The organism is Bacillus infantis NRRL B-14911, from assembly GCF_000473245.1.
GTDB classification, from domain to species: Bacteria; Bacillota; Bacilli; order Bacillales; family Cytobacillaceae; genus Bacillus_AB; species Bacillus_AB infantis.
Window position 1 is genome coordinate 834,594 of sequence record NC_022524.1, and the last position, 18,242, is coordinate 852,835.

At 43.6% G+C, this 18,242-nt stretch carries 26 protein-coding genes; 24 read left to right on the forward strand and 2 right to left on the reverse strand.

From position 1 onward, the window contains the following. Nucleotides 1-21: 21 nt before the first annotated feature. The 14 genes from N288_RS04440 (at nt 22) to N288_RS04505 (ending at nt 8,447) form a co-directional block, all read left to right on the forward strand. The gene (locus N288_RS04440) at nt 22-1,632 is read left to right on the forward strand and encodes an FMN-binding glutamate synthase family protein (protein WP_022543446.1); all 1,611 of its coding nucleotides are present in this window, start codon (nt 22-24) and stop codon (nt 1,630-1,632) included. A 106-nt stretch (nt 1,633-1,738) separates the two neighbouring features. Then, nucleotides 1,739-2,656, forward strand: coding sequence for an HPr(Ser) kinase/phosphatase (hprK, locus tag N288_RS04445; RefSeq protein ID WP_035401594.1), 918 nt, complete (start codon nt 1,739-1,741; stop codon nt 2,654-2,656). Between the two features lie 74 nt (nt 2,657-2,730). Continuing rightward, on the forward strand, nt 2,731-3,210 hold the full coding sequence (locus N288_RS04450; RefSeq protein WP_009791927.1) for a hypothetical protein: 480 nt from the start codon (nt 2,731-2,733) through the stop codon (nt 3,208-3,210). A 152-nt stretch (nt 3,211-3,362) separates the two neighbouring features. Then, nucleotides 3,363-3,548: a hypothetical protein gene (locus N288_RS04455; RefSeq protein WP_022543447.1), complete on the forward strand. Its 186-nt coding sequence runs from the start codon at nt 3,363-3,365 to the stop codon at nt 3,546-3,548. Beyond that, complete coding sequence (locus N288_RS04460; RefSeq protein ID WP_009791925.1) at nt 3,535-3,966, forward strand: NUDIX hydrolase; 432 nt, start codon at nt 3,535-3,537, stop codon at nt 3,964-3,966. Before N288_RS04455 ends, N288_RS04460 begins: the two co-directional genes overlap by 14 nt. Before the next feature lie 15 nt (nt 3,967-3,981). Beyond that, nucleotides 3,982-4,419, forward strand: a complete 438-nt coding sequence (locus N288_RS04465) for a hypothetical protein (protein ID WP_022543448.1) — start codon at nt 3,982-3,984, stop codon at nt 4,417-4,419. 33 nt (nt 4,420-4,452) lie between these two features. Next, complete coding sequence (locus N288_RS04470) at nt 4,453-4,995, forward strand: hypothetical protein (protein ID WP_009791923.1); 543 nt, start codon at nt 4,453-4,455, stop codon at nt 4,993-4,995. A gap of 45 nt (nt 4,996-5,040) precedes the next feature. Continuing rightward, nucleotides 5,041-5,502, forward strand: a complete 462-nt coding sequence (locus tag N288_RS04475; protein ID WP_009791922.1) for an NUDIX hydrolase — start codon at nt 5,041-5,043, stop codon at nt 5,500-5,502. Next, nucleotides 5,499-5,858 (forward strand): NIPSNAP family protein, encoded by a 360-nt coding sequence (locus N288_RS04480; RefSeq protein WP_009791921.1) that lies wholly within the window; start codon nt 5,499-5,501, stop codon nt 5,856-5,858. Before N288_RS04475 ends, N288_RS04480 begins: the two co-directional genes overlap by 4 nt. A 39-nt stretch (nt 5,859-5,897) precedes the next feature. Next, a complete protein-coding gene (locus N288_RS04485) occupies nt 5,898-6,758 on the forward strand; it encodes a phosphotransferase (RefSeq protein ID WP_009791920.1) in 861 nt (286 codons plus the stop codon). Continuing rightward, nucleotides 6,725-7,228, forward strand: coding sequence for a hypothetical protein (locus N288_RS04490; protein ID WP_009791919.1), 504 nt, complete (start codon nt 6,725-6,727; stop codon nt 7,226-7,228). The genes N288_RS04485 and N288_RS04490 overlap by 34 nt, the downstream gene beginning before the upstream one ends. A 105-nt stretch (nt 7,229-7,333) precedes the next feature. Then, complete coding sequence (locus tag N288_RS04495; protein ID WP_022543449.1) at nt 7,334-7,603, forward strand: hypothetical protein; 270 nt, start codon at nt 7,334-7,336, stop codon at nt 7,601-7,603. Nucleotides 7,604-7,622: 19 nt separating this feature from the next. Further along, nucleotides 7,623-8,090, forward strand: a complete 468-nt coding sequence (locus N288_RS25495; protein ID WP_009791917.1) for a hypothetical protein — start codon at nt 7,623-7,625, stop codon at nt 8,088-8,090. A gap of 33 nt (nt 8,091-8,123) precedes the next feature. Continuing rightward, the gene (locus tag N288_RS04505) at nt 8,124-8,447 is read left to right on the forward strand and encodes a hypothetical protein (RefSeq protein ID WP_009791916.1); all 324 of its coding nucleotides are present in this window, start codon (nt 8,124-8,126) and stop codon (nt 8,445-8,447) included. A gap of 93 nt (nt 8,448-8,540) precedes the next feature. Here N288_RS04505 and N288_RS04510 read toward each other — a convergent pair whose 3' ends face one another. Continuing rightward, nucleotides 8,541-8,741 carry a cold-shock protein gene (locus N288_RS04510; protein ID WP_009791915.1) on the reverse strand — a complete coding sequence of 67 codons (201 nt, stop codon included), beginning with the start codon at nt 8,739-8,741 and terminating at the stop codon, nt 8,541-8,543. Between the two features lie 474 nt (nt 8,742-9,215). On the opposite strand from N288_RS04510, the gene desA reads away from it, so the two are divergent. From desA to N288_RS04530, 3 genes are all read left to right on the forward strand, one after another. After that, nucleotides 9,216-10,244 carry a Delta(5) desaturase DesA gene (gene desA / locus N288_RS04520; protein ID WP_009791913.1) on the forward strand — a complete coding sequence of 343 codons (1,029 nt, stop codon included), beginning with the start codon at nt 9,216-9,218 and terminating at the stop codon, nt 10,242-10,244. Between the two features lie 242 nt (nt 10,245-10,486). Further along, complete coding sequence (locus N288_RS04525; protein ID WP_009791912.1) at nt 10,487-11,515, forward strand: STAS domain-containing protein; 1,029 nt, start codon at nt 10,487-10,489, stop codon at nt 11,513-11,515. A 196-nt stretch (nt 11,516-11,711) separates the two neighbouring features. Then, nucleotides 11,712-12,176, forward strand: coding sequence for a GNAT family N-acetyltransferase (locus tag N288_RS04530; protein ID WP_009791911.1), 465 nt, complete (start codon nt 11,712-11,714; stop codon nt 12,174-12,176). Between the two features lie 52 nt (nt 12,177-12,228). Here N288_RS04530 and N288_RS04535 read toward each other — a convergent pair whose 3' ends face one another. Next, entirely contained in the window at nt 12,229-12,768 is a 540-nt protein-coding gene (locus tag N288_RS04535; protein WP_009791910.1) for a DUF6241 domain-containing protein, read from the reverse strand. 312 nt (nt 12,769-13,080) lie between these two features. On the opposite strand from N288_RS04535, the gene N288_RS04540 reads away from it, so the two are divergent. From N288_RS04540 to N288_RS04570, 7 genes are all read left to right on the forward strand, one after another. Then, nucleotides 13,081-13,881, forward strand: a complete 801-nt coding sequence (locus tag N288_RS04540) for a phosphotransferase (RefSeq protein ID WP_009791909.1) — start codon at nt 13,081-13,083, stop codon at nt 13,879-13,881. Between the two features lie 140 nt (nt 13,882-14,021). Continuing rightward, nucleotides 14,022-14,891: an alpha/beta fold hydrolase gene (locus N288_RS04545; RefSeq protein WP_022543451.1), complete on the forward strand. Its 870-nt coding sequence runs from the start codon at nt 14,022-14,024 to the stop codon at nt 14,889-14,891. 10 nt (nt 14,892-14,901) lie between these two features. Next, nucleotides 14,902-15,363, forward strand: a complete 462-nt coding sequence (locus N288_RS04550; protein ID WP_009791907.1) for a DUF2691 family protein — start codon at nt 14,902-14,904, stop codon at nt 15,361-15,363. A 190-nt stretch (nt 15,364-15,553) separates the two neighbouring features. Then, nucleotides 15,554-15,973: a DUF6220 domain-containing protein gene (locus N288_RS04555; protein WP_022543452.1), complete on the forward strand. Its 420-nt coding sequence runs from the start codon at nt 15,554-15,556 to the stop codon at nt 15,971-15,973. Further along, a complete protein-coding gene (locus N288_RS04560) occupies nt 15,970-16,164 on the forward strand; it encodes a DUF5957 family protein (RefSeq protein WP_009791905.1) in 195 nt (64 codons plus the stop codon). The genes N288_RS04555 and N288_RS04560 overlap by 4 nt, the downstream gene beginning before the upstream one ends. A 92-nt stretch (nt 16,165-16,256) precedes the next feature. Further along, nucleotides 16,257-17,342 carry a sensor histidine kinase gene (locus N288_RS04565; protein ID WP_009791904.1) on the forward strand — a complete coding sequence of 362 codons (1,086 nt, stop codon included), beginning with the start codon at nt 16,257-16,259 and terminating at the stop codon, nt 17,340-17,342. Further along, nucleotides 17,343-18,026: a response regulator transcription factor gene (locus N288_RS04570; RefSeq protein WP_009791903.1), complete on the forward strand. Its 684-nt coding sequence runs from the start codon at nt 17,343-17,345 to the stop codon at nt 18,024-18,026. Nucleotides 18,027-18,242: the final 216 nt, after the last annotated feature.

The following is an 18,242-nucleotide window of genomic DNA, read 5'->3' on the forward strand; positions in this document are numbered from 1 at the left end:
TTTTATGAAAAGGGTGATATGATGTCCAATGTGAAAAAATACTTGCCAGCCCTTCTGAAGGGGACTGCGGCACTCGGGGCTGCGGCAGCTGCGACTTATTTCTACCGGAAGGATGACACGCAGCAGCAGCATTCCATCCTGAGGAATTTCCCGCTCCTTGGCAGGGTCAGGTATATGACAGAGAAGATCGGCCCCGAGCTTAGGCAATACTTATTCGAAAGCAATAATGAGGGAACGCCTTTTTCCCGGAAAGAGTTCGAGGATATCGTCAAGGCCGGGAAGTATAAGGAGCGTCTGATCGGCTTCGGTTCGGAGCGGGATTTTTCAAAAAGCGGCTATTATATCCGCAACAGCATGTTTCCGAAGCAGCGGGAAGAACTGAGGATCGATAACAGCCAGAAAATCAATACAAAGGTTTATAAAGTGGATGAAGAAGGCCTTATGACCAGGAAAGAACACCGGGAGGAAAGCCAGACAGATCCCTATTTTCTAACAGATGAAGATGCAGTCATCCTCGGCGAGCATACATGCCGGCAGCCGTTCAAGCTGAAAGGGCTTGTCGGGCAGTCTGCGATGAGCTATGGCGCGCTCGGCGACCGGGCGATCACGGCTTTGTCAAAAGGGCTGGGCCTTGCCGGCGGAACATGGATGAATACCGGGGAAGGCGGTCTATCAAAATATCATTTAATCGGTAACCCGGACATCATGATGCAGATCGGTCCCGGCCTGTTCGGCGTCCGGACTCCGGGCGGGGAATTTTCATGGGATGAATTTGAGAAAAAGAGCAAAATTGAGCAAGTGAAGGCATTCGAAATTAAGCTTGCACAGGGGGCAAAAATCCGCGGCGGCCATATTGAAGGGGAGAAGGTAAATGAGGAAATTGCCCAAATCCGCCTTGTTGAGCCTTGGCAGACCATCAACAGCCCCAACCGATTCTATGAATTTAACAATTATGATGAGCTGTTTCAGTTTGTAGAAAAGATGCGGGATAAAGGCGGCAAGCCGGTTGGCATCAAGATCGTGGTCGGTGATTTGGATTCTCTTGAGGAAATGGCCCAGGTGATGAAGGAAACAGGAATGGGCCCTGACTTTATCACTGTCGATGGCGGCGAAGGCGGAACAGGTGCCACTTATCAGGAGCTTGCCGATGCAGTGGGGCTGCCTATTGGATCTGCGCTGCCGGCTGTTGATGAAATGCTGGTTAAATATAAAGTCCGCGACAGGGTGAAGCTGATCGCATCAGGCAAACTGATTACCCCGGATAAAGTTGCGATTGCTCTTGCCATGGGGGCAGATCTCGTCAACATCGCCCGCGGATTCATGATCAGCGTCGGCTGCATCATGGCGGAGAAATGCCATACCAACCACTGCCCAGCCGGTGTCGCCACAACCGACCCGAAGCTCCAGGACGGACTTGTCATTGAGGAAAAACAATACCGGGTAGCCAATTATGTGGTTTCCCTCCGTGAAGGGCTGTTCAATCTGGCTGCAGCTGCAGGCCTCGATACTCCGACAAAATTCGAACGGAAGCATCTTGTCTATAAAGACGAATGGGGAAGAGTATCAGCTGTCCAGGATATGATCCTTACACCGAAAAAGGTAGATGAAATACAGGAGAAGGAACAAGAGTGAGCCAGGGGGACAGACCCCTTGGCTCAAAAGAGCCAGAGGGTCTGTCCCCCTGGCTCATTTTTGATATAATATAAAGTTATATACGTTATTGGCGGTGATTTGGAGAGTGAAGAGCATTAGGGTTAGTGATTTGGTTGAGAAGTTTTCGTTGAAGGTGCTGGCCGGGAAGGATAGTTTGGATAAGCTGATCACTCAGTCCAGGGTGCACAGGCCTGGCTTGGAGTTTGTGGGGCATTTTGACTTTTTTCCAACAGACCGGATTCAGATTTTGGGGAGGAAAGAGATTAACTTTTTACATAAGCAGACTGAAGAAGAACGGAAAATCAGAATCGGAAATATCGTCAACTATCATCCGCCGTGCTTTATTGTAACGACAGGTGATAAGGGGCTGACGTATTTAAGGCATTATTGCAATGAGTATGGCATCCCGCTGCTGACAACTGAAATTCCTGAAACGACTTCAGATTATATCTCTCAATTAGATGCTTATCTGGTCAAAGAGCTGGCAGAGGAAACCTATGTTCACGGAGTTTGTGTGAATGTGTATGGAATGGGGATCCTGCTGCGGGGGAATTCGGGAGTGGGGAAGAGTGAAACAGCTCATACGCTGATTGGCCGGGGACACAGGCTTGTGGCAGATGATATTGTCGTGTTGAAAAAGCTTAGCCCGCAGACGCTCTTAGGGACGCATGATGAAAAAACAAAAGAGTTTCTGGCCCTCCGCAGTGTTGGGCTGATCAATGTTGTCCGCTCTTATGGACTGAAGGCATTCCAGAATGAAACACGGATTTCGCTGGATATCCAATTAACGAAATGGGAAAAAAAATCGCTGAACAATGATTTAGAGCATCAGCCTGATTTCACGGAATATCTGGGCGTTAAAGTGCCATCAATGGAAATCCAGCTTCAGCCAGGCCGTGACGTGGCCGGGTTGATTGAGGCGGCTGCGAACAACTGGTATTTGCGGCAGCAGGGATACAGCGCCGCATCGGATTTTATGAGCAGGCTGGATAGTGAATTTTAAATGATTAATGAAGGGCCTTGCGGGGCTCTTTTTTTTGTACTCTTCTTTCCGCTGCAGAATTAGAGAGGGAGAAAATGAAACATTACAGCTTTTGTTTCGTCTATATTAAAGATGAATTATTTGGAAATTTTGTCTGTTTGCAGAGGGAAGGGATACTTTTGAAAAGAGCAGCGGCATTCTTACTCATCCTGCTGTTATTAGCAGGCTGCAGTGGTGTTCAGCATAATACAGATTTAGAAAAGTCTATTTCTGATATTGTGAAAGATAAAGATAGCAATGAGATACCTCTTGACTCATTGGCGGATTTCGATTGGGAAAAGGCCTTTTTATTTACGCCGTATAGTCCTCAAGAGCATATAGAGGAACAGTTAGGTGTCTCTTTTAACGATCCCAGCAGCATTGATTTTAGAGACGATATTTATCTGCTGGTCTTCAAGAACGATGGTGAAGTGGTGCATTATGCTGAAGTAAAAAGGCAGGGGGCTGATTTTACGATCGGGGAAGGGGAATATCTGACGCCTGCTGAGGATGTTATCACGATTGAAAGACCATAGATATAACATCATATTCAAAAGAACTTATCGAAAATACAAAGCTGGTAAATATTGAACCAGCCGATAACTGATTGAGCCTGCTGATGTTCAGTTTTAAGGCAAGCTTTTCAGCATGAGCTCGTCAGAAAGCATTGTTCCGGAGGGAATTTGATTTGAGATTCTTTTTAGCTGTTCCATTATTAATAATGGGGAGCTTTTTAATAAGCATCACCGTAGATCGTTTAGGCAGCACCGGCAATTTTATCATGCACGCAATGGGTGTGGCCATTAATTTATTTGCTGTCTTTTATATATGGAAAAGAAAGCCGAAGCTGGAGGGGAAGGATGATAAGAAATAATATTCGGGCTATTGCCATCTGTGTGTTCAGGAAAAATGACTCTATACTTGTGGCTGAAGGCTTCGACAAAGTTAAGCAGGACTATTTCTACCGTCCGATTGGCGGGGGAATCGAGTTTGGCGAAAAAAGCACTGAAGCGCTGGAAAGAGAAGTGTTCGAGGAAATTGGGGCAAACGTTAGGAATCTCATTCATTTAGGCACCCTTGAAAATATCTTTACCTACAATGGGATTCCCCGCCATGAGTTCGTTTTTGTCTATGATGGGGAGTTTGTTGATCTATCCTTCTATCAAAAACCATCTTTTATGGGTCTTGAGGATAATGGGGAAGAGTTCAAGTTAATGTGGAAGTCTATCAATGAGTTTCGGGATAAGGGATTACGGCTGGTCCCTGAGGAACTATTAGCGCTGATTCAATAGACAGGGGGAGTAAGGTTGAAAAAAATACTCTTGTTATTTTTTTCCTTGATGTTTTTAGCTGCCTGTTCGAAAGAAGTGAACCATTATGACTACAGATTTGTCGGGGAAAGCGGCCATTGGGAAGCGGAGTACGTATTTAAAGGAACAGAGGTGTGGGACGAGAAAAATGGAAGACGCTCATACTCTAACGAAAATAACGATGAATTCTTTTTAGAGTATAAAGGGCCTTTAGAAGAGCTTTCATCCATGAAAAAAATAGAGTACTCTTATGAAACGTCAGCAGGGAGCGGAAGCGGCGCAACAAAATTTGATGCACCGCCGACGAAAAAGGTTTTTAAAAGCAGCGGATCTTCGGAGAATAGCGGCATAGTGAATGAGGATGATATTATCAAAGTTTATGTAAAATGGGATAATGCCGAGGAGACTTTTGAATTGCACAGAGAAAAGCAGTAGACTTTTAAACTTATAAAAGAGAGGTTCGGGTTAATGTCTGTAAAAAAGCGTTTCTTCATTGGAATAGCCATTGCGGCTGTTTTCTCCTTCATTTGGCTTCTGCCTGCACGGGGGAGCGAGGCACAAATTGCTAATGAGATTGCGAAAAAAACAAACGGAGCCAGCATAGACCATATCGATATGATTGATAACCATCTATCCGTTGCTTTCCTGCACACTGCAGCAGGTGAGGAAAGGGAAATGTATTTAGAGAGGTCGTTATTTTCTTGGGAGGCCAAAAAAGAGTTTGCCTTTACACCGGAAGGAATACATGACCCGATTCACCTTGCCTTCTTCACTTCGCCATTTACAGGTGAAGAAGAATACAACGCTGTGATTCTCAGGGTATTTGATAAAGAAATAGACCGTGTTGAAATAGTAAAGGGAGATCAAACTATTCACAGCTTCAAGCTTCTTACTAAAGCTGCGGATGAAAAGTTTGGACTATTCAGAACAGATAGCGATGAAATCTATGATGCTGAATATATTGCTTACAATGCAGAAGGAGAAGTGGTTTTTAAGAACAAGTTATCTTAAAGACCTGTCCCTTTGTCCTAAAAAGGAGGCTCGCATCGTTTTAGGATGATTACTTTTGGAGAAAAAATTGAGAAAATAGAATATACCAGCAGACCGGCTGTCTACGGACTGTTTCTTCACCCGGAGAATGGGAAAGTCGCTGTCATACAGACCGGGGACGGAAAGTATTTTCTTCCCGGCGGAGGAATAGAGGCCAGGGAGACGCATGAAGAATGCATGAAAAGAGAGGCTCTTGAAGAAATGGGGACCGAGATTGATCTCGGTCCTTTTCTGGGGCAGGCACAAAGATATTTTTACTCTACCAATGAATACAAATACTATTTGAGCCAAGGGTATTTCTACTTATGTGAAATCGTCAGGCAAATAAGCCTGCCGCTGGAAGAGGACCATACGCTGATATGGCTGGATCCTTTGGAAGCTGAAGCAGGTCTGTTTCATGAGCACCAGGGATGGGCAGTGAAGGAAGCGTTGAAAATACATGGTTTAAGTAAGGGGGAAAGCAGATGATTTACCGCAGAAAAAGCTATAAAGTGGATGAAAGCATTGTAGAAGATTTCAATCTTCATTTTAATCAGACGCTGCTGCCGGCCCAGCTGAAATACGGGTCAAGGCTGGTCGGAAGATGGATGGGACAGCCGGCAGAAGGGGCAGTCGAAATCTTTGCAATATGGCAATATGACAGCCGTGAAGCATATGAAAACATTGAAAACAATGTGAGAAATGATAAAGAGCACGTCCAGCGTGTGCAGGATTGGTTTGAGAAAATGGGCGGTAGGGAGAATCTGGGCAGGATATTTTTTAAGGTGGATGAGGACTTTTTGGAGACTACGGTACCTGAAGGAAATACGATTCTTTCATGCTAGTAATAAAGATCATTTCCAAGTTGCGAGGAGAAAAAGGCAGTGAAATCAAAAATAGAAAATGTTATCAGGGATTTACAGGACAAGAGGATTATTGATTTAAACGAACCAGATATCAACATGCTTAAAGGAACGACTGAAGGAATTGTGTATACTTTAGCTGAAAATACTGTGCCGAAGTATGTGATAAAGTATGACCGGCCGCAGGAAATTGAATACGTGGAACGGTTTCTTCAGAGCTGCCGGAATGTCAGCCTCCTGCCAGAATGGCTCTATACAGATCCTCAAAAAGAGTTTATCGTCTACTCTTTTATAACGGGAACGACGCATTATAATCGCGGCTTGAAGGAAGACTGGATGAGGACCCTGGTGAAGGAAGTATTAAATCATTACGAAGAATGCCATCCTGAAGAAGCATGGGGCAGGCTGGATCAGCCAAGAAAATCATGGCATGAGTTTAATAAGATTAGTATAGGACTCGCATATAGAGATTTAGGGGATTTGCTGCCGGAGGAAGATTATTTTAAAGTAAAATCAATTGTCGAGCGGATAAGCAGGTCCGGGGAAGAAAAAAAGTACCTGCTTCACGGAGACACAGGAGTCCATAATTTTGTTTTTAATCACAGAGTTCTGACCGGAGTCATCGACCCTTCCCCGATTATAGGGCCGGTCATTTATGACTTTACCTATGCCTTCTGTTCATCTGCGGATGATTTAAATATAGAAACATTGCTTTCTTCATTCACGCTGCTGGAGCATGTCTCAATGGGAAAATCGCAGCTCATAGACGAAGTGGTGGTGCAATTATACACGCGCCTTGGCATTTGTGTCAGGGTTCATCCTCAGGATTTAGATGGATATCTTATAGCATGGGAATATTGGAAGTCCTTGGTTTCTTCCTGATTTATAGGAATACAAGATATAGAGAAAGGTTTCATGGTCCAAAGCAGCTCAAAGAACCAATAGGTACAAAAAAGGGGGAAGCAAGTTGTTTCGGACTAATCTGTCTCTTAATTGGTTTGACGCTTTTCACAATTACGGGGTGCACGAATCAAGGAGAAAGCACTTCAGTTTCCGTTGACTCCATTGATGCAGAAGAAGTTTTAAGGCTGGATCCGGATGCTGATATTTTTCAGTATGATGATGTCATCTACCAAACCAATATAGATTGGGTTGAGAAATTGTCATTGAAAAAGGACGCTCAAATTGGTGAAATACAATCCAGAAATGAGAACGATACAGATTTTGAAGATGCTATGTCGAATAAGCTTCCTGTCGGTGCAAAGATATTCTCTGCTAAGGAGAGAGAAGATATTTTACTAGTGGAGTCTGAGGGGAAGGTTTTGAAGTATCTGGCTATTGTTGAGGGATAATGGAAGAGTAATGACGTACACTGAAGTCAATTTAGAATAGGTCCAACCGGGCTTTTTTTTTGTCCGATCTGATTCCGAAAAGCAGAAAGCAGGTGAAGGTGAACTATGGCTGAATTAACCAGGCTGTCACTTTTATGCGTAGCCATCAATCTAATCTCAAATATACTGTTTTTTCTTATAGGAAACTGGGGCGGATTCTTTACTATGCTGTTAACTTTAAGCAATCTGGTATTGCCAATGTTTCTGTCATTTACAGGCGTTCTTTTAGGAATCGGGGCGTTAGTGTTAAAAGAACCGATCATAAAATCTTTGCTGGCCATAGCAGCAAATATAGGTTACGTGTTGATCTTCTTTTCTGTTATAAAAAACTTTTAATAGAATAAAGGATGAAGAAATGAAATATTTTGTTGATGACGACCATTGGGATGTACAGGGATATAGTAAAGAATTACAGAAGCTGTTGCCCAGGTTTAATAAAGAAACAGCCAATTTCCTGAAAAACCACTCTTTCCATGATGGAAAGGTTGTTTCGCTTACGGTTTTGAATAAAGAGAATGGAATAACAAAGGATCCAACCACAATCCTGATGGTCATTAAGCAGTATGATGAGACAGCAGGCACCTATGAAATTCAGTGGCAGAATGTCCGCAAGTTTTTCATGGACTATGATATCACGCGAAATGTTTATGGCAACAATCCAAAAGAGATTGCATTTGGCGGCAGAAATGGCCTCGATGATTGGGGATATGATGAAATCACTCCGCTGAGCAAAAAGAAGCTGAAGCATGAGATTTTTCTATTTTCACAGACGAAAATAATCATCCATTGCTCCAATATAAAAATTAGAAAAGTGAAAGCATAGGGAAACACCAAATATACACTTGGTCAGGAGGAAATGATGATATCACTTGCCAGAATCTTAAAATTGCGGGATCTGGAGATTTTCCAAGTAATAAGGAACGTAAGAGTTTTAGCGTATAGCATCATTGAGGATACTCGGAATCCTTTTACAGAAGAAGACAAAAAAATGGATCCTTTATGCTTTATGGATGAAGAGGATATTAGTGAGATTTTAAATGTTTTCAGGGTTGCTTTGATTAGCGATAAAAAATTAAGCAAAGCTGATTCGATCACATTAAGCATTCTTTTCGGAGTTTGTGAACAACACCCATTTGACGAATTTCATCATTCAGGAATATGTTCAAAAGGACTTGTATGAAGAGGAAGAGGTGCTTTCTAACACGGAGTAATTTTCATTATACAGAAAAAAACAGGCCCTATTTATATAGGGCCTGTCTGTATTATGCGAAGATTAAGCTTTTTGAACGTTAGCTGCTTGAGGTCCGCGAGCACCTTGCTCAACGTCAAATGTTACTTTTTGACCTTCGTCTAAAGATTTGAATCCTTCGCTTTGAATAGCAGAGAAGTGTACGAATACATCGTCTCCACCTTCGCGTTCGATGAAGCCGAAACCTTTTTCTGCATTAAACCATTTAACTGTACCTTGTTCCATTTTTGTTGCCTCCTAGTGCTGCCGCACAATGTATTACTATCCCTGCTCAAAGTATTTATATAGACGAAAAGTCATTAATTAACTTATACCGAACAAAAATAATTCTTTTTCATCATAACAGCAATCGGAAAAAATTGCAAATTATATTCTTGTTTTATTATGGCAATATTTGTTAGGTGGGATGAGTTGCTTAACCGGGTGCCAAATTTTCAATCATTTCTATAATGAAAGCTATATTCCCACAAAGGAGCAGGCAGAAAGTTTTATCCGATATCGAGCTGGGTATAATTTTTTTACGCCGCTATACATAGGTTCAGCTATCTTCCTGGCAGATGAGAAAGTGAAAGTTTTTTTGAAAAAATGAGATAACCATGACACTTATCATGTATGGTATATGACAGCTGGGACTACCGCAAAGATAAAACGTTTTCTATACTTAAATTAACTAATTGAGTGAAGGAGAAACTTTTAAAAATGAACGAACAAAACCCAAGGGCTTTAAGAAAAATGGTTACTCCTTATGAAAAGTCCGATTTACAAAAAAGTATCTGGCAGATTATTAACACATTGGTGCCATTCTTCCTGTTGTGGTACCTGGCTTATAAGAGCATACCGGTCTCTTATTTCCTTACATTAGCGATTTCTGTGGCTGCAGCAGGCTTTCTAGTGAGAATCTTCATTATCTTTCATGACTGCTGCCACTATTCTTTTTTCAAGAACAGGAAGGCGAATCGGATCCTTGGCACGATAACGGGGATTCTGACGCTGCATCCTTTCGACCAGTGGGCGCATGACCATTCTGTCCATCATGCCACCAGCAGCAATCTGGACAAGCGCGGTACAGGCGATATTTGGGTACTGACTGTTGAGGAATATTTGGAAGCTTCAACTAAAACCAAAATCTTATACCGTTTGTACAGAAATCCGTTTGTTATGTTCATCCTCGGCCCGATTTACGTTTTTGGCATTACAAATCGTTTCAACCGCAAAGGGGCAAAGCCCAAAGAACGGATGAATACGTATATTACGAACCTGGGAATCGCGGCTGTGGCGGGACTTGTATGCTGGGCTATCGGCTGGCAGAACTGCCTGCTCGTTCAGGTGCCGACTTTCATGATTTCGGGTACTCTCGGAGTATGGCTGTTTTATATTCAGCACACGTTTGAGGATTCTTATTTCGAAGAAAATGAGCATTGGGAATATGTAAAAGCAGCTGTTGAAGGAAGCTCATTTTACAAGCTTCCAAAAGTCATGCAGTGGCTGACAGGCAATATTGGTTTCCATCATGTGCACCACCTGAGCCCAAGAGTCCCGAACTATAAGCTTGAAGAAGTGCATAAAAACACGGAACCCTTGCAAAACGTTCCGACCATTACACTGGCAACCAGCCTTCAGTCCTTAAAGTTCCGTCTTTGGGATGAAGATGGGAGAAAATTTGTTGGGTTCAGCCATCTGGGGAAGGCTGCTAAAGCCCAGGAATCAGCACGGCTGGGATCTGATTAATTGATCGGGATATCATGATAAGAGGTTTGTACCTTGCCAAAAAAGTGCTGACATGCGCAAATGATTTGTGCAGTCAGCACTTTTTTTGTTGGATAAAATGTACTTTTTGCATTCTGGTGCACCACCGAAAGATCGGGTAAATGAGATATGTATAGAACTGCAATTATATGGTGAATTTATTGGTAAAAAAGCAGTCAATCTATTAAAATAAACAGGCGTAAGAATAGCGGGGAGTGAACTTTATGGCGTTGGCAAGGGAAAAAGTAACGGTAGAGGTAAACAGTAATGAGTTTGTGTGGGATCCCCAAAACGGGCTCTTTACCTTTGATGGTGCACCAGCGCTTTTATTTTGGGATTCAGCAATAGAATTATTTTTGAAAACCATTGAAGAAGTTTCTGGTGAAGATGTATCTAAAACTGTTTATGAAGCTACGGGATATCGGATGGGCCACCTGGTAACTTCTTATTATACCGGCCGAAGGGACCTCGAACAGCTCCTTGAAGAATATAGTGATATATACAGAAATGCCGGCTGGGGCAACGTCAAAATTGTTCAATATAATTTTGAAGAAAAGAGAGCAACCGTTCAGCTGACCAACAGCTGGGAGCACAGGATTTTTAATCATACAGACAAGGAAAAGGCTGGCGTATTATTGCCGAGCCACTGGGCAGGAGTCTTTACAGGCCTATTTGAACAAAAAGTCTGGTACAAAATCAACAAAAGCCAGCTGGATGGAAACGAATATGACGAAATTGAAATCTTTCCTTCTGATGTTTCACCTACAGAAAATATCTTCGAACTAGCAAGACAAAAAGAGACAGAACATATCCTGGAGCTGGAGCAAAAAGTAAAAGAGAGAACCGAAGAACTTTCCACCCTTGTGAATGAATTATCCACCCCGATTATTCCGGTATTGAAAGGAATTGTTGTCGTCCCGCTTATTGGCAATTTCAACGATGAACGACTATCCAATTTTATCGAACGTTCACTGCTTGAATTTTCCAGGCTGAAAGCCAATTACCTGTTAATTGATCTGACAGGTGTGAAAGGGCTGGACAGCTACACGATAGAAGGCATCCAAAAGCTGATTCTTTCTATCCGCTTGATAGGCGGGGAATGCTTTATTGTCGGTATTTCAGCGGACCAGGCCATACAAATATCACATTCAAACATTCTATTCAGCAAAGTACAAACCTTCTCTACATTACAGCATGGAGTAGAATATGCCATTGGGCAAAACGGTTTTGAGATTAAAGAAAAGAAGGCGTGAAGTGCCTTCTTTTTGTGTTTTTTCGACCTGGTTCCGCCTTCTGACTGCTGCAGATCTATCCACTTAAAAGAGCGCCCCGAAAATACCTGGCTGTAATCATAAGAAATCTTTATGAAGAGTCATCATATACTTGTAATTCCTTTATGGAATGAACTCAGTTAGCATAGAAATATAGATTCTATAGGGAGGGAAAGGAATGGAGGCCAAAATAAGCATTAGAACCGCAGCTCAGGAAGACTTGGACAGCATTGTGCTCATGCTTGCGGATGATGTTCTCGGGAGTACCCGCGAAAGGTATGAGCATCCGCTTCCCGACAGCTACAAAAAAGCATTCCAAGCTATTTCATCTGATCCTAATAATGAGCTGATCGTTGCATGCAGGGGAACTGAAGTCGTTGGGGTTCAGCAAATAACCTTTACACCCTATCTCACACATCAAGGCGGATGGAGGGCTGCGATTGAAGGGGTAAGAACAGCGGCTTCAGTAAGAGGTATGGGAATAGGGTCTGAACTGATTACATGGGCCATTCAGCGTGCAGAAGAACGCGGCTGCCATCTGGTGCAGCTGACAACTGATAAAAAAAGGCCGGATGCGCTGAGATTTTATGAGCGTTTAGGGTTTAAGGCAACACATGAAGGGTTGAAGCTGAAGCTTATATAAAACAAGGCCCTCAGGCTTTTAAAAACAGCGGCCAATCCGGCAGCTGTTTTATTTATGGATTTCTAAAGTTATTCTCAATAAATTTCTCCTCATCAGCTGGCTTCAGAACCCTGTATGCCTTGCCAATCTGGCCGCCATCCATTTCCCAAAAATAATTATGATCCTCTATGATGCCAGTAAAGTCTTCGTTTCTCCACTTCGCTGCTATTTCCAGCAGCGTTTCTTTTTTTTCAAAATCACTCGATTGCAGGATGCTAAAGATTTTTTCAACATTTTCTTTGCTCATCTCGACAGCACCGGTCTTTTTCTCGGCCATGACTTTCTGATGTGTCATAAAGTGCATGGTATCCATGACTTCTTTTTCAGCAGAGCTTTGGTCTACCGGGAATGTTGTAGTTGCCCCTTCCACTTTGGCAACCTGTTCAGGTGCTGCATCTGGATCCCAGGCTTCTTCAGAGGGACCGGACTCTGGCTGAGTTTGTTCTATGCTTTCATTCTGATCTGTGTTATTGGTTGTTTTCATGAAATTGACTGTGATAAAGAGAACCAGGAGCAAGGCGATGGCTGCCAATATGAAGATTATTTTTTTCATGGATGGCTCTTCTCCTTTTCTCCATTATACCACTCGGGTTTCACTGGAATGCTAATATTTGGTATTATAAAAATTGAGAGATGCATAGAAAGGGGAATCTATATTGCACATGTGGAATATCTTGAATTGATTTGTAGAATTGGATAGAGGCAGTGGGCGGTCCTTGTTGGGGGATACGTTTATTTGCTGATCTTAATTCATTCAAGGGATACATGATGCGGCCATATAAATTTCCATTGCCAGGCAGATATTGCGGGTGAAGTTGCATCTCTATTGGCATAATCATAGCGTCCCTGACCAGGAGGAATCTTCATGAAGAGTCAGGACAAAAACGAAGAGCTGCTATCAGGAGGAAATGTCACAAACGTTTATCGTTCTGGAGATACAGTCCGGCGGGAAATGAAGCCTGATAGTAAAAACATCCAAAAGTTATTGCAGTATTTAGAAAATAAAGGATTCAGCTTCGCACCGAGGTTTTTAGGCATTGACGAAAAAAATAGAGAGATCCTGAGCTTTATTGAAGGAGAAGCCGGCAATTATCCTTTAAAAAAATATATGTGGTCTAATGATGCTTTAAAAGAGATTGCAGGAATGCTTCGGCTCTATCATGATGCTGTGAGCGATTTTCCAATTGATGAGAGCTGGCAGCCGATTGATAACACCCCTCAGCCGTTTGAGGTAGTGTGCCACAATGATTTTGCCGTTTATAATATTATTTTCAGGCACGAAAAGCCGGCAGGGATTATAGATTTTGACGTTGCTGCGCCCGGCCCGAGGCTTTGGGATATCGCTTATGCTCTTTACACTTGTGTTCCTTTAAGCAGACTGTACCATACGGAAACAGGTGAAGCAGTTTATTATGACCGGTCAAAGGATGCCGAACGCATAAAACAGAGGGTTGCATTATTTTTTCAATCCTATGGTATGGCTGGATTGGAACATGGATATTTAGAGATGGTGCGGCTCCGGGTAGATGGGTTATGCAAAACCATAAGAAGGAAAGCTGCAGAGGGAGACAAGGCGTTTCAAAAGATGATTGATGAAGGGCATCTTGAGCATTACCAGAAGGAACTTCAATTCATCCGTGAACATGGGGAAGAGTGGATCATGTGAGTGAAAAGCGCTAAGCCTGGCCGGTTTAGCGCTTTTATTTAAAAAGTCCTGTAACAGCTTTAATTGAAATGAAACTTACCAGCTCTTTCGGGCGTATATCCACTGTAAAGGCTGATATAGAAATGCTGGGGAGATGCCAAATGACCATCTATAAAAATGAACATGGCAAACGCACGCTGGAGAAGGATTATGAAGAGTATATAGGCACTTTGAGTTTTGATGTGGAAAGGATATTTGTGGATACCAGCTATGGAAGGACACATGTCCTTGCTGCCGGGCCAAAGGAGGCGAAGCCTGTATTTATTTTTCAGGGAGGCAATTGCATCAATCCGATGACACTGTCGTGGTTCTCCTCATTAGCGGACAGCTATCGGATTTATGCCCCTGATACCATCGGACACCCGGGATTCAGCGCAGAAGCAAGGATTTCAGCTCAGGATGATAGTTTTCCGAAATGGGTAAAAGAGCTGATGGATCATTTCCAGCTCAGCAGATGCGCCTTTGTCGGTCCTTCTTATGGCGGAGGAATCATTATGAGGATCGCAGCCTATATGCCCGGCCTGATTGACTGCGCAGTGCTGGTGTCTCCGGCAGGAATCAGCCTTGGGTCCAAGACCCGGATGATTAAGGATATTTTACTGCCGATGGTGGCCTTTAAGGCTTTTTCTTCGGAAGCACAGCTGGATAAGCTCACTGGTATTATGTCTGGCGGTTCGATGAAAGTGCGGGATAAAGAGATTATCGGTCATGTGTTCAAATATGTGAAACTCGAACAGGATATGCCGAAGATAACGGAGCGTCATGAGTTGGCGGGATACCAGGCGCCGACCCTGGTTATAGCGGGAAAAAAAGACGTCTTTTTTCCTGAGCAAAGTCTTAACCCGGCAGCAAAAAAAATCATTTCAAATCTAACCGACTTTAAGGCATATGAAATGGGGCATTTTCCTTCTGAGGAATATTTGATTAAGATCAACGAGGATATTACAGCGTTTTTAAGTGCTTATTATTAGGAGGGGCCACATGATAAGAGGGATGACTTTTGAAATTCCCAATGAATATGGCCGGTTTCTTTTTGAGATTCTGCTGGCGCTGAAAGCTTCCAGCTTTGAGTGGATGATTGCTGGTGAGGAAGGTTATTTTATAGAAAACGGAGAGCTGGGCAGAGAGCTTTTCCCGGAAAATAAAATGGTCATGGCAGGCGGGGATCTGATGCTGTATCTCAGCCCTTACACCTGCTATCTCATTTTTGCCGACTTAAAGGCTTTTCCAAAAGGAAAGGCTGCTGATGATATCCGGACCTATAAAGATTTCTTGAAAAGTGATTGCCAAATAGCAATTCTCATTGTGGACAGCTCTTATACCGCTGTTTATTGCAAGGATAGGGAGAGGACAGAAAGGCTTTACCGTTTTTGCAGGGAGCGATTCTCGAATGCGGAATATATTAAGGATGAAAATGATAGAAATGAGCTTGCTGTGTGGTGATTAGAAGCTGGATGCCTGCCTTGAAAAAGGGCAGGCATCCAGCTTTTTTTGAGCCAAGGGACCTGTCCCCCTGGCTCTAACCAAGGGGACAGGTCATTGGCTTATTTAAGAATTATTTAAGATTTCCATAAGCCCCGGTTTAGAAATTCTCTGTACGATGTTCACAGAGTCAATTGAAGGAGGATTGGTTATGAAAGAGGGTTCTTTAAGGTTTCGGGCCGGGGGGATGGCTTTTGTGGTGTTTTCGATTTTGTTTGCGGTGTGTGTCCTGACACAGCTGTATATTGCGGGGATGGCGGTGTTTGTAAATCCGGCAAGCTGGATGAGGCATGTCAGGTTTGTTCACCTTTTTGGTTTTTTTCTCCCGCTTTTAATGCTTATCTCGGCTTTTGTTGGCAGACTGCCGCGTTCTATTTTGGTTCAGGTGCTGGGTGTGATGCTGTCGATTTTTTTAATGTATTTTACAGCGAATATAACGGGTACGCTGCCATGGGCAGGGGCGCTGCATCCGGTTATAGCGGTGATTATTTTAATTCAGTCGCTGCTGATAGTGAAGAGTGCCTGGGGATTGTTATTCCTTAAGCATAAAGGGGAGGATGTTGAAGAATGAGGGGTTTTGCAGCTATGCTGCTTGGCATTGTGGGCGGTTTTATTGTTGGGATTGCGTTGTCGAGTGTAATCGGGATCATCAGCATGGGTTTGTTCAGCCAGCCGTTTGGGATTAAATATCTCCCTTATTTTACAGCTGTCATCTGTGCAGTGCTTGTACCTGTGATGGACCGCAGAAGCCTGAAGAATTAAAGATAATAGGAAGGCTGTCAGGGGAATCTTGACAGCCGGCCGCTATATATGTGGAAATTAGGATAAACTGGATCAGGAGAGCAGGTGAATAAATGTCGATAAGAAAAAGGCTAATCTTGTCCAATGTCGGGATGATTCTGATTCCGGTCCTCAGCTTGCTGCTGGTAGAGGTTATTGCGGGATATTTATTTTTTTATCTATTCAACGGGAAGCCTGAGGGGCGGGATCTGCAGCTGTTCCTGACTGCCCGGTTTGCGGCAGTGATTGTGATCCTTGTGCTGACCAATGCAATACTGACTTATTTTGTATCAAAGAGCATTCTTGTGCCAATCCGGAAACTGTCTGAGGCGGCCGGAAAAATCAGTGAAGGAAATCTGGAATACAGTGTGAAATCCAGCAGCCGGGATGAACTGGGGCAGCTGTCCAATACATTTGAAGACATGAGGCTGAAGCTGAAGGAAGCTGAGCGCATGCAGAAGCAGTATGAAAGAAACCGGCAGGAGCTCATCGCCAGCATTTCGCATGATCTGAAAACACCTTTAACCTCAATCAAAGGCTATGTGAGCGGGATTCAGGACGGCATAGCAGGAACTCCCGAAAAGCTGGAGCGGTATATGAACAAAATCAGCAGGAATGCCAATGATATGGACGCCTTGATTGATGAGCTGTTTTTATATTCGAAGCTGGACCTGGAGCAGATGCCCTTTCATTTTGAAAAAGTGAGGCTTGATTCCTTTTTTGCCGATTATATTGAGGAGCTGTCATATAAGATGGAAAGGGAAAATGGGCGTGCAGAGCTGATTTTAGAAGGGGAGCAGAGCTTTCTCGCTGAAGCCGACCGGGAAAAGCTGAACAGGGCTGTTATGAACATTACGCAAAACAGCCTGAAATACATGGACAAAACATCTAAACGGATTCAGATCAGGCTGACTTCGGGGACGGAAGATCTAGAGGTTGAAATCAAGGATAACGGGGCCGGCATCGGTAAAGAGGATCTTCCCCGCATATTTGACAGCTTCTACCGTACTGATGCATCCCGCAATTCGGCGACAGGCGGCAGCGGACTCGGCCTTTCAATTGCCAGGAAAATCATTGAAGGGCATGGCGGGAGGATTTGGGCAGCCAGTGAGCCGGGGAAAGGAACAAGCATTCATTTTACATTGAAAAAGGTGAAGTAAATGAAAAGGATACTGATTATAGAAGATGAGACGGATATTGCCGAGCTGGAGCGGGATTATTTGGAAGTGAGCGGCTTTGACAGCGATATTGCTTCCAATGGCGAGGAAGGGCTGAGGCTGGCTAAGACAAATGAATACAGCCTGATCCTGCTGGATTTAATGCTTCCGGGGATTGATGGCTTCCAGCTATGCAGGGAAATGAGAGAATTCCTGGACATCCCGATCCTGATGGTGACTGCGCGCAAGGAGGATATTGATAAAATCAGGGGCTTTGACCGGGGCGCGGATGATTATATTGTGAAGCCGTTCAATCCGAATGAGCTTGTCGCCAGGGTTAAGGCGCATACAGCCAGATATGACCGGGTGATCAGCCGCCAGCCGGAGAAGCGGGAGGTACGGAAGAGAGGGCTGGTGATGGATGCCGATTCACGGCGGGTGTATGCAGATGGAGAAGAGAAGGTGTTCACGGCAAAGGAATTCGATCTGCTGTGGTTCCTTGCTTCAAACCCGGACAGAGTTTTCTCGAAGGAGCATCTGTTTGAGCGGATTTGGGGCTATGATTCCCTGGGTGATATCACGACCGTCACCGTTCATATTAGGAAAATACGCGAGAAAATTGAAAAAGATCCATCGAGTCCGGAGTATATTGAAACGATATGGGGAATGGGGTATCGGTTTAAATGAGGGTGTGGGGAGAAAATGATGGGGCACCTTTTTTGCGCTTAAGGGTGAAAAGATTGACATAGTCTAGTTTCAAGTGACTATCTTATAATAGAGTAAGGGGAGGTGAGAAAATGACGGAAGAAAGATTTGACCGACTTGAAGGAATGCTAACGCAGCTGCTTACAAAGGTAGCCAATATGCAAACCGTTCAACAGGAGCACAGCGAAATTTGACTCA